This window comes from Acidobacteriota bacterium (assembly GCA_003225175.1).
Classification (GTDB): domain Bacteria; phylum Acidobacteriota; class Terriglobia; order Terriglobales; family Acidobacteriaceae; genus Gp1-AA112.
Genome location: QIBA01000069.1, coordinates 1 through 12699, shown reverse-complemented (window position 1 = coordinate 12699; position 12699 = coordinate 1). Strand labels below are relative to the sequence as shown.

Below are 12699 nucleotides of genomic sequence, written 5' to 3'. Positions count from 1 at the left end.
AATCCAAGGGAGGTCTTCTGCGGTGATTACAATTTCCCGCCGAACCTTTTGCCAAACATCGCTCGCCGGTATCGCCGGCGTTGCGGCAAATCAATTCCTAGACGCAGATAACCCCCGAGCTCCCACTTTGGAACTCGATCTTAAGATTTTTGAGCGTCCGCATGTCCTGGCGATGGCGAAGCGTTACTTGCATGAGCGCCCGATTACGATCACCGATTCGTCCAATCCGCGTAGCGCTGGGGGGAAACACGACTATTTCTCTGAAGCGGATTATTGGTGGCCGGACCAGAAATATCCAAATGGTCCCTATATACAACGGGACGGCATGTCAAATCCTGAGAATTTCACCGGACACAGACACGCGCTGATTCGTCTAGGTCGACAGGTGCCGGCACTAACTGCGGCCTGGATCCTCACACGAGACCGCAGTTATTCCGAAGCTGCGGTGCAACATCTGCGCGCATGGTTCCTGAATCCAGCGACGCTGATGAATCCAAATCTACAGTATGCGCAAGCGATTCATGGCCGCACAACTGGACGCGGCACTGGGATCATCGACACTATCCATCTGGTCGAGGTCGTTCGCTCAATTCCTTTTCTTGCTGAGTCGAAGTCGCTTTCGCCCGCTGATTACGAAGGTGTCAGGAAGTGGTTTGCCCAATACGTCGACTGGTTAACTACTTCGAAGAATGGACAGGATGAGCGCGACGCCAAAAACAACCACGGCACCTGGTGGGTAACTCAGGTTGCGGAGTTTGCAACACTTACGGGTGACGAGAAGCTGTTGAGTTACTGCAACGATCGTTTCAAAACGGTATTCGTTCCCAACCAGATCGCTCCAGATGGAAGCTTTCCTGAAGAGCTCCGGCGCACCAAGCCCTACAACTACACTCTGTTTAATATGGCTGGACTGGCAACCATCTGCCAAACACTCAGCACAGCCCAAGACAATCTGTTTACGTTCGCTCTCCCGGATGGCAGAGGATTTGGCAAGGCTATGGCATACGTGTTTCCGTACATTCAAAACAAAGCGGCCTGGCCACATAAACCTGACGTCGAGTACTTTCAATATTGGCCGATCCGTCAGCCTAGTTTGTTGTTTGCAGGCCTTGGGCTATCGAATCCTGGATACATCAAGGTGTGGCAAACTCTTCCCTCTGAGCCGGAGGTTGAGGAGATTATCCGCAATAATCCGATTCGCCAGCCGCTGTTGTGGGTAAAGGACACATAGATTTCGATATGAGTTCTATTTCTTCACGGCTGAGACAAGATCTCGTGACGCAGTTCGAGCTGGCAGCTATCTCGGCGGCAGCTTCGGTGGAGCGCGTGCCTTTTGCTGCGGGGAGCCTTGCAGCAGCGGTTAGCAGAATAGCGATAGGCCGAGTCGCGATAGCCGAGACGTTGGACTTACCTTCCGACCTTTTCGCCGATCTGCGGAAATTGCCCGTTATCGTTACGGACCGATCCAAAGAGGCACTGGCCGCTTGCGATGTTGGCATTACAGAGGCGTTCGCAGGCGTTGCGCGTACCGGATCCGTTTGTGTTGCCGTTGCTCATGATTACTCTGGCGCAATAAGTCTTCTTGCGCGCATGCATATCGCTGTAATGTCTGCCGAGAAGATTACAGAGAGACCTGGCGACCTCTTCAATCCAAATTTCCTAGATGGGAAAGGTTTGCAGCGCAACTTTGTCTTCGTCACAGGCCCAAGCGCCACAGCCGACATGGGTCCGCTGGTACGCGGTGTGCACGGGCCTCACCGGCTGCACATCATCATCCTGGAGTAGAGCGTGTCGAACCCTGCAGTCGCTTCGCCTCGAACAGTTGCGAACAAGAGCGAGAAATCTGCCTTGCTCGCAGCCATTCGCATGACGCTGGAAATTGAGAGCCCGGCCGTTCGTCGTAACACTCAGGCATTCAACAGCGGCCGTTATCTCGCGATGGCGGATATTCCTGACTACGACCGGCTCAAAGACAAAACACGCGCGATAAAAGAAGCTGCGATCGTCCGCCTCCCTGAACTGTTGGCCACGCTCGAAGCCAGCGTGAAGCGCAATGGTGGACATTTCTTTTTGGCGAGGACCGGTGAGGACGCGGCCCGCTATATCACGAAGGTTTGCACAGATCGTCAGGTTCGACTGGTCGTCAAAGGCAAGAGCATGACCTCGGAAGAAGTTCACCTGAATCATCATCTCGAGGCCGCGGGCATGGAAGTCGCCGAGACGGACCTTGCAGAATTCATCCTCCAGATTGCGGACGAGCAGCCTTCGCACCTCATTGGCCCAGCAATTCATTACAGCCGTGAACGGATTACTGCCCTCTTCAAAAGGAAGTTTCAAACCGATCTTTCACTCGACACAGGTGAGGAGCTGACCCGATTTGCGCGCGAGAAGCTGCGGCAGAAATTCCTGGATGCCGATGCAGGAATCTCAGGCGCCAATTTTGTCGCTGCAGACACTGGCACGATTGCGCTGGTCGAGAGTGAAGGCAATATTCGCCTCACTTCACAGATTCCGCCGTTGTATATCGCGATCGCCGGCGTGGAAAAGGTCTTGCCCAGGCGCGAGGATCTCGCTCCTTTCATAGAGCTAATTGGACCCAGTGCAACCGGACAAGGGCTTGCTTCGTACACCAGCGTGCTAACGCCCCCTATGAAGGACGCACCGCTATTATCCGATCACGCTGCGCAGCGCGAGTTCCATTTAGTGCTGGTGGACAATGGACGGCTGCGGATGCGCGAGGATCCTATCTTGCACGAGGCGCTCTACTGCATTCGTTGTGGCGCCTGTCTGAACTCGTGCGCCAACTTTCAGACTGTCGGTGGACATGCCTTCGGCGGCGAGACTTACTCCGGGGGAATTGGTGGTTCCTGGGAAGCGGGAACGCGTGGACTGCTGAACGCGCGCTTCAGTGAACTCTGTACGGGATGCTCGCGCTGCGTAATGCAGTGTCCAGTGCGGATCGATATTCCCTGGCTGAATTCAAACCTGCGCGAGCGAATCAACGAGCGTGATGTTCAGAGATCAGGCGGTATCCTCGAGAAAGCAGCTGCCGCGCAACTCGACGTTAAAGCGCCGCTGCAAAAAATCTTTTTCGGGCGATATGACCTATTCGGGAAGTGGGGAGCACGCCTCGCGCCTGTTTCGAACTGGGTAAACCAGTTGCTCGTCACCCGGGCGCTGATGGAGAGGTTCGTGGGAGTGGACCGCAGGCGTGAGCTGCCTCCATTCGCACGAAAAACTCTGGTGCGAGCGGCAAGAAACTCTGTATCTTCGAAATCTTCCCCTGCTCGTGGTCGCGTCGCGCTCTTCCCCGACATTTTTACAAATTATGGTTCTCCCGAAAGGGGACTAGCTACAATCGAAATCCTCAAGCGCATCGGCATCGATCTCGTGGTCACAGAGATATCCGCCGATGGTCGAGCTTCGTTATCACAAGGGTTAATTCGAACTGCGCAACAGCAGGCGCAACGCACCAGCGAGCTGCTGCTGAAATATATTCGCGATGGGCGAGAGATTATCGTCATTGAGCCGAGCACATTGGCTATGTTGCGACTTGACTACCAGCACTTTCTTCCACGCGACGTGTTTGACCACATACGGTCCCACAGCTTTGAAGCCGTTGAATATCTCTGGCGAATTTTGCAGGAGCGCGGGCTGAATGCCTCAGATTTCTTCACTGCTTCGCAACATCCGCTTGGTACGCGGCTCTTTTATCACAGCCATTGTCAACAAAAGACAATCAGCGCCGCTGCTCCAACCGAGGCATTGCTCCGAGCCGTGGGATTCGACGTTGCAACTTCGCGGGTCGAATGCTGCGGCATGGCCGGCAGCTTTGGATACAAGAAAGATTTCTACGATCTCAGCATGGCCGTAGGAGAGGATCTATTCAATCAAGTGCGCGAGGCAGAAGTGAAAGACGGACAAAGAACATTAGTTGCAACCGGCACATCCTGCCAGGAACAACTGCACGCCGGACTTCAACGGAAGGTCTTTCACCCCATGCAATTGCTTGCGGAAACGTGGATTCAGTCACCCTCGTCCCGATCTTGAGAACTAGTGATACTGGCCCACGGCTGTTGCCAACCCATCCGCTCGGTTCGTCTTCTCTGTCAGCGAATATCCGAGGCTTCTGGAGATTGCGCTCGCCGCGTTCTTAGCTGCCGCGGCAAACACAGGCAGCTTCTCGCGAGTAACGCGCGTAGTGGGACCCGACACGCTTACGGCAGCCGCTATCTTTCCTGACGCCTCAAAGACTGCAGCCCCAATGCAGCGCGATCCCAGGTATGCCTCCTCATTGTCGATCGAGTACCCCCGCTGCCGGATTTGCGCGAAGTCTTTGCGGAGTTGCGCAACGTTCTTCACCGTGTGCGGCGTGAAGCGCTCGAATGCCAGGCCAGTAAAGAAGTATTGCTGCTCTTCGTCCGGCACAAACGCCAGCATCGCCTTGCCTAACGCGGTACAGTACACCGGACGCCGAATGCCAACTTGCGACACGAGCCGGAACGTGTGGCTACTCTCCATCACGTCCAGATACAGGACCTCGCGGCCGTCCAACACGGCAAGATTTACTGTCTCGCCCGTCGCACGCCACAATTGCTGCAGCACCGGACGGCTGATCTTGCGAAGCGTCGTCTGGTATGACACTCCCGAGGCCAATCGCGCCAAGCGAACTCCGATGGCGTAAGCTCCCGAGCTGTCGCGAAACACATATCCCTCATGCTCTAAATGCGCTAGAAAACGGTATGCGGTGCTCTTATTAATTCCGGTTTGTTGCGCAACATCCTTGAGTTGCAACCCAGAAGGAGCATCATGCAACGTCTCCAGAATGTGCAGAACCTTCGTTACAACTCCCACTGGCGCTGACTTCGATTCGCGTGCCCTGATCATTCGAGACTCCTCAATTTACTGCCGGAACAGCATGCCACAGATTTCATGATCTGAAATATACATTTTTTAGCTTGAATTCAGAAATAAATCCTTGTTATAGCTTTTTCCCGCCGGAGTCCGCGTTTCCGCCGGACCCAAGAACTAAACCTGTCTAGCAGGAAAGTCATAGGAGGATGCCAATGAAGCGTTGCCTTCATCTAGCAGTCACCGTGCTCGCAATCTGTTTTGCCACCGCCCAGATGTGCGTGGCTCAAACATCCAGCGGTGAGATTTCAGGAAGAGTAGTGGATGCGAGCGGCGCCGTGATTCCTGGCGGAAACGTAACGCTCACAAACCAGGAAACCGGCGAACAACGAGTATCTCAGGCTGACTCTACCGGTTTATTTTCTTTTCCCTCGATTCAACCAGGAACGTACTCCGTTTCGATCAAAGCAACCGGGTTCAAAGAGCTGGCTAAGAAAGACTTGCATCTGAGCGCGTCTCAGCGCCTATCAGCCGGAAATCTGCAGCTCCAGATCGGTTCGGCCACGGAGGTAGTGAATGTCGAAGCAGCGCCGACGCCGGTGCAAACCGAGAGCTCAGAGCGCTCGGCCCTGCTCGACAGCAACGAAATTTCCCATCTGAGTACTCCCGGTCGCGATGCCCTGGCTTTGGTCCGGCTCTTGCCCGGAGTGGTCAAAGACGGAGAAGGAGGTTCGCAGCTCGGCACCTCGGGAGCAGGAGCGGTTTCCGGTACGCGCGAGGTGAGTAATTCCATCAGTCTCGACGGCGTTAACGGGAATCCGAGAGGGGGCGGCAACAGGTTTGATACGCCACTCAACATGGAGGCGGTCTCCGAAATCAAAGTTCTGCTCAACAACTACCAGGCTGAATATGGACAGAGTGGCGGAGCGATCGTCAACATTACGACCAAATCGGGAACTCGAAATTTTCACGGCGAGGGCTACTACTACGGACGCAACGAGGCGCTCAACGCCAACGATACGTTTAATAACAAGACAGGACTCGCGAGGCCGCGATATCGCTTTAACACGGTTGGATACAACGTCGGCGGACCCGTTTACTGGCCAGGAAGATTCAACAGCGACAAGAACAAATTGTTTTTCTTCTTCTCCCAGGAGATCTGGCCCACGCACACACCAGGCACAGCTCGATATTTCATGATGCCAACTGCGCTGGAGCGAAAGGGCGATTTTTCGCAGAGCGTCGACAAGCAGGGAGACAAGGTCACCCTCGCTGATCCAAAGAATTGTGGGGCTGCCGGGAATCAAGCTTGTCTACTCGATAGCACGCATGTCAATCCGGCATTTGTGAATCCGAATACGCAAGCTCTGCTTAACCTATTTCCGATGCCTACGCTCAGTACTCCGCTCGTAGCTCCAGGCGGCGGACTCTACAACTATGCCGTCCAGTCAACGATCGACAAGCCGGTAAACCAGCAAGTGTTGCGGGTCGACTACAACATCACGGACAAGCTGCATACGTTCTTCCGCGGCATGAACATGACCAACAACACGAAGGGCCCTACCGATTCACCCGGCTTGGACGCCTCCATGCAGTGGGGTCCTGCATTCTTCTATGACACGCCCGCAAGAAATGGCGTCATCGGCGCAACGTGGACTGCAAGCCCCACCCTGGTGAATGAATTCACGGCGGGATACTCCGATTGGAGAGAACGCTCGGGTTTTGTAGATCAGTCCGTGCTTCCCAAACTGCAAAGGGGTAGCGGCAGTGGTGTGAGCATCGGCCAATTCAATCCAGCTACTAATCCACTCAACTTGGTGCCGAACATCAGCTTCAACGGCGGTGGAGTGAACGCAGGCAGCGGATTCGGAATAGGCCAAGGCACCAACTGCAACACGGCGGCGGCAGCATGTGCTCCGCAGATCAATTTCTATACTCGCTTCCCCTTCAACAACAACACCGGAACATGGGAATACACCGACGGCCTGACAAAGGTCTGGAGGCAGCACACCACCAAGTTCGGTGTGTATTGGCAAAACGGCAGGTACGTACAACATCCCATCGGCAATCAATTCAACGGCAAGTTCGCTTTTGACGTGAATTCGAGCAATGCAACCGACGCCGGCTATGCCTACGCCAATGCCATCCTCGGGAACTACAGCACATACACCGAAGGAAGTCGAACCGTCTATGCGCCAAAGTGGCGGATACTCGAGTGGTATGCGCAGGACAACTGGAAGATCACACGCAGGTTGACGCTCGATTACGGGCTGCGATTCAGCTACGACTTCCCATACACGCTCGACCCGGGTGCAGGTGTGACATTCGCGCCGAGCCGGTATGACCGCACGCAGGTTCCAGCCTTGTATCAGCCGGTTACTTTCGCAAGTCTGTCAGCTTCACAGCAGGCCCTTTGTTCGGCTGGTTTGAAGACCAAGCCGTCGCGTTGCGCTCAGAATCCAAGCAATCCCAATGACGTGAAGCCCTCAGGCGCAGTTGGACAGTTCGTTGGACCGTTTAATTTCACTGGCAGCGTCATAAACACCGATCCCACATACCCGAGCAGCCTTCGCAACAGCAATGGAGTACTGCTCGCCCCTCGTTTAGGCTTTTCGTTCGATCCTTGGGGAGATGGAAAGACCGCGATCCGCGCGGGCGCGGGCATCTTCTATAACCTTCGTGAAGATGCGGGAGTGGTTGGAGATTTCGCAACCACTGCTCCTGTGATCGGCAGCACGAGCGTGAGTCAGGGAAATGTCGCGACCTTTACGTCTAACTGCAACACGCTTCCGACGGGATGCGTCAGCGTATCGAGTCTTCTCGGCCCGCAGGATACGAAGATCATGCCGCTCGATCACAAAATCGCGTCGACCTTCAGCACCAACTTTGGAATACAGCGCGACATGGGCTTTTCCACTGTGCTCGACATTTCCTATGTTGGCACTTTCGGACGGCACTTGGAACAAACGCCCAACATCAATGAAGTTCCCTACCTCTCCCAATTCCAGCCCCAGAATATCGACCCGACCGCCACCAAGAACACGTTCCTAAATGGAACAGTTACGCAGCAGGGCGCCAAAAACGATAACTTCTTCCGGCCGATTCCGGGATATGGCGATATCACCTTGCGGGAGTACACAAGCACTTCGAACTACAACGCTCTACAGGCGGCCGTGAATCGTCGCTTCTCCAAGAACCTGGAGTTTGGGGTGTCCTACACCTGGTCGAAGGCGATGGACTATGCCGACAATACTGGCGGTACCGGCACATTCGGAGCTATCGCTATATATCAGGATCCGCGTTGGTGGAACTACGGTCTCGCCAGTTATGACCGTACCAATAATCTTGTGCTCCACTGGGTATATAGCCTGCCTAAGGCCAGCAGCCTCTGGGACAACAAAGTGCTCAAGGCAGTAGCCGATAACTGGGAATGGTCGGGAATCGCCGAATTCGTCAGCGGCACCCCGCAGTCGTACTCGTATGGTCAGGGCAACAGCAAGGTCACGCTTAGCACCGGCAACCTGAACATTACCGGAGGCGGCGATGGCTCCCGGTTGATTCTCAACGGCAATCCCTTGACTCCAGACGGCGCCCACCATTCCTCGTTTCAGTTCCTTAACTCGAGCAGCTTCGCACTGCCACCTGTCGGCGTCATACCCTCGCCAAGCATGGCAGGCATTACACGCAATGTGATTTACAGAGGGCCCGGCACCGACAACTGGGATATGACCTTAGCGAAGAGCATTCCCATTACAGAACGCATTAAATTCCAACTGCGCTGCGAGGCTTATAACATTTTCAATCACGTAAGCTTCAACGCCGTGCAGAACACCGCAACCTTTAACTCTGCAAACGGACAATTGACGACCACAGGAAATTTTGGAGCTTTGACGGGCGATCGTGGCGCGCGCATTCTGCAGCTCGTCGGGAAAATTACCTTCTGACACGACCACACAAAGCTTCTCAACCATCGCCGCCAGTTCCGTGGCGGTGATGGTTCTTTCGCAGAATCCCCCTGTTGACGAAGGCTGGCTCGACCGCCCATTAAAGCGGGGACAGGTGGGTATTATTTCAAAATATAAAACATAAATTTTTCATCTTGAATTCGTCGCAAGTCTTTTGATATAGGTTCTCGTCCGTTGCAGACCACGTTCGACTTGCTTCTCCGGTTGACGGCTAACGCCGGCCTGCTCCCAAGACAACAGTGGAGGCATCGATGCTGTTCACAAAGAAATCGACCCTGACGTCGATTATTTTATGTATCGCTTTTTCCCTTCCGGCATTTGCGCAAACCCGAGGCGGTGAAACCAACGGAACCGTCACCGACTCCACAGGGGCCGTCGTGCCCGGTGCAGCCGTCACTCTTACGAACCAGGGCACAAACATCCAGAGTACCGCCACCACGAACAACAACGGGTATTTCGTATTCGTGAACGTGCAGCCCGGAGCCTACAAGCTGAAAGTGGAGAAGACCGGGTTTAAGGCAGTTGAATCGGCCTTCCAGGTTGCCGTCAACCAGGCCGTGACACAGAACATGAAGCTGGATGTTGGCAGCGCTTCTACCACTGTCGAAGTAACGGCGGCAGCGCCTGTGATCGACAGCACCACTACCGAATTGGGAACGGTTATTGAGGAGAAGACTGTCCAGTCTCTTCCGTTGAACGGCAGGAACTTTACTCAACTGTTGACGCTCACTCCCGGCGTTACCCCCGTTTCGACTTCTCAGAACAAGAGCATCGGAGGAGTCGAAGGCAACGTTGGAATTCCCGGATCGGGATTCGCCGATCCGTCGTTCCACGGACAGCAAAACCGGTCGAAGCTCTACTTCTTCGATGGAATCATAAACACCAACATTCGCGGGCCGACATACATCGTGATTCCTAACATCGATCTCGTTCAGGAATTCAAAGTGGTAGGCCAGGACGCCCACGCCGATATGGGGGGCGCCGCAGGGGGCGTCGTGAACATGGTGTCACGCGCGGGAACGAACAGATTTCACGGATCGGCATTTGAGTACGTCCGCAACAACGCATTTGACGCGCGTAACGGATTTACGGATGTTGATGCTTTCGGCAATCCAAAGGCGCCCGCGACCTATCATCAGAACCAGTTCGGCGCGACTTTCTCCGGACCCATCTGGCGCGACCGAACATTCTTTTCCGGTGGATATGACGGGTGGCGCTATAGCCAGCCGAGCCAGGTAACCTCTTATGTTCCTACAGCAGCAGAACTAAATGGGGACTTTTCGCAAACCACGATTTCGCGCGTCAGCAATCAGATCTTCAACCCATTCTCGTCGCGTGCAAGCGGCGGCGCCACACTGCGGGATCCCTTTTACTGCGACAGCAGCGGACAGCCCTTGCCGGCCGATCCCACTACGCGGCTGCAACTTCCAAAAGGCTCCGCGCCGCCAGCAGGCGTTACGGCGTGCAACAAGATTCCGACCTCGCTGATCAATCCGGCGATGCAGGCGTTCTTTAAGGCATATTCGCCTGGACCGAACTACGCTAATCCGATCGATCCAAGCAAGAACTTCATTCAAAATCGAGCCTCGATCAACAACTCGGACGAATACAATATTCGAGTCGACCACCGCTTCAGTCAGCGCGACAACGTTTTCTTTCGCTATACCCAACAGAACAATTACACGTTGACTCCCCTCGGCGATTTCGGTTCGACTGCCGGAGGATCCCCGGGGCGTAACTATGGCGGTGATTACGTCCACACCTTTGGTCCAAACCTAATTTTCGACTTCCGCGCGGGATATGCAGGCCGTCCGGGAGTGGATTCCAGTCAGCAAAACGCGCATGAAAAGGGAACTGCGCCACTCACGCAGGCTGGCTTCGCAGATGTCGACAAATACAACGGCATGCTGGTTACTCTCGCCGGGCCGTGGAATAACCCTGGCGGGAACAGCCCAACCGGAAATACTAATTACGGGGTCCGCGGTCCTGCGTTGCGCGAGAACCCTACCCGTAGTTTCACTCCGAGCCTTCAGTGGTTAAAAGGCAATCACAATATCAAAACTGGGTTCTGGTATATCAACGCTAAGCGAGTACAGGACAACACGTTCCAAACCTTCACCTTCAGCAACGCGCAAACCAACAATCCACAGAACTCAACCACCTCTGGGAATACCGGACTATCTTTGGCTTCAGCGCTCCTGGCGTTGCCAAATACAGCTTCGGGACAGCTGCCCAATCGGGCCGGCGGTGAAGTAGCCTTTAGCTACGCCTCATGGGCGGCATACCTTCAGGACGAGTGGAAGGCAAGGCCGAATCTGACCCTAACCTTCGGCCTGAGGTACGACTATCTCACTCAACCTCAGACCACCGACGGCCGGCTCTGGAATTCCTTTGATCTGACAAATCAACACTGGATCATAGGAGCCACTGCGATGCCGCCGCTTTGCAGCGTGGCAAAGCAAGCGCCATGCATTCCGGACGGTATCGATCTGACTACCGGTGCCTACACTGCTTCGAAGGATTTCCGCACCGATCCTCACTTTGCTAATGTAGTGCTGGCGGGCAAACAGTTCTTTGCGCCACCTCCAATCAAAGATAACTTCGGACCACGTTTTGGCCTCGCATGGCAAATGCGTCCCAAAACGGTACTTCGAGCGGGGGCAGGATTGTATTGGGACGATGCTTCGTTTGTGACCAGTGCAACTACTCCCTTCCAGTTCTTGAATGGTATCCAAGGACACTTCCCAGTTACACTGCCAACCACTCGCCCGTGGGGAATCGGGGGTTTCAGCGATGATCCCCGATACAAGGATCCGTACTCTCTGCAATATCATCTGGAGGTCCAGCAGGAGCTGACGGCGAACACGATGTTTTCGCTGGCCTACGTGGGCAGCCAAAACGGACGGTTACCATGGTCGGGGCTGGCGAATGCAGCTCGACAAGCGTCGCCGGCGCTCACATCAAATGCGGTTGTCGATGCACTTCGACCCGTGCCTTGGGCCAACATCAACAACTACACTATGAGTATTGCTCGCTCGAGCTATAACGGGTTGGAGACAAAGCTGGACCACCGCTTTGCAAACGGCCTGAGCTCACTCGTGTCTTACACCTGGAGCAAATCCATCGATGAAGGCAGTGGGTACTTCGGAGTTGAAAACTCACTTTCCGGCGGCGGATCTACCGTGCAGACGTTTTACGATCTGCGCAGTGCGCGCGGAGTATCTGGTTATGACATCACTCACTTCTTCTCTTGGGCGAACGTCTACGAGCTGCCATTTGGGCGCGGCAAGCGCTTCCTGAATGATGGACCTTTGTCCTGGATTCTCGGAAATTGGGAGTCTGACTCTATCCTGCAAGCACGCTCGGGAACACCATACAATCTGCAAGTCTCCGGGGATATTGCGACCCTGAAAGGCAGCGCACCAGGCATCGGCACCTACGGACGACCGAACATCATCTCCAATCCGTTTGCGGCTGGCCCGGTTGCTGCTAATCCTGATCCACAGTGTCACTTCACCACTTCACAGACGATCCCTGCTGGACAACCTGGAGCGGGCAAGAAGGGCAGCGCTCCGGAGGCCGTCGGTGGGCGAGCAAATTACTTCAATCCCTGTGCCTTTACTGCGCCGTCGGGGTCGTTTGGGAACGTAAGTCGCAATGCTTTCCGTGGACCGGCGGTCTGGAACATGGACTTCGCCATGATGAAAAACTTCCCAATTGGAGAGCAGATGAGGCTGCAGCTTCAATTCCAATTCTTCAACGTGTTCAATGTTCAGAACTGGGAAGCCCCGTCGCAGGTTACGGTCAACACTTCCGGCACGACTATCAATTCGAATGCAGGACAAATCACTAGTCTGGCTCAAGGCACAACTCCGGGACAGAT

Annotated in this window: 6 protein-coding genes; 5 read left to right on the top strand and 1 reads right to left on the bottom strand. The window is 54.6% G+C overall.

Annotated elements, in window-relative coordinates; all coding sequences use genetic code 11:
- Position 1 precedes the first annotated feature (1 nt).
- The 3 genes from DMG62_20390 to DMG62_20380 all read left to right on the top strand — a co-directional run bounded on the left by DMG62_20390 (position 2) and on the right by DMG62_20380 (position 4050).
- Positions 2–1231, top strand: a complete 1230-nt coding sequence (locus DMG62_20390) for an alginate lyase (GenBank protein PYY21089.1) — start codon at positions 2–4, stop codon at positions 1229–1231.
- Positions 1232–1239: 8 nt separating this feature from the next.
- Positions 1240–1785, top strand: coding sequence for a hypothetical protein (locus tag DMG62_20385; GenBank protein PYY21088.1), 546 nt, complete (start codon positions 1240–1242; stop codon positions 1783–1785).
- A gap of 81 nt (positions 1786–1866) precedes the next feature.
- The gene (locus DMG62_20380) at positions 1867–4050 is read left to right on the top strand and encodes a (4Fe-4S)-binding protein (GenBank protein PYY21087.1); all 2184 of its coding nucleotides are present in this window, start codon (positions 1867–1869) and stop codon (positions 4048–4050) included.
- A 3-nt stretch (positions 4051–4053) separates the two neighbouring features.
- Here the strand turns inward: DMG62_20380 and DMG62_20375 are convergent, their stop codons facing one another.
- On the bottom strand, positions 4054–4887 hold the full coding sequence (locus DMG62_20375; GenBank protein ID PYY21070.1) for a hypothetical protein: 834 nt from the start codon (positions 4885–4887) through the stop codon (positions 4054–4056).
- A 173-nt stretch (positions 4888–5060) separates the two neighbouring features.
- Here DMG62_20375 and DMG62_20370 point away from each other — a divergent pair, with 173 nt between their 5' ends.
- Complete coding sequence (locus DMG62_20370) at positions 5061–8795, top strand: hypothetical protein (protein ID PYY21069.1); 3735 nt, start codon at positions 5061–5063, stop codon at positions 8793–8795.
- A 272-nt stretch (positions 8796–9067) separates the two neighbouring features.
- Positions 9068–12699: hypothetical protein (locus DMG62_20365; GenBank protein PYY21068.1), on the top strand; the 3632-nt coding region annotated here is incomplete at its 3' end.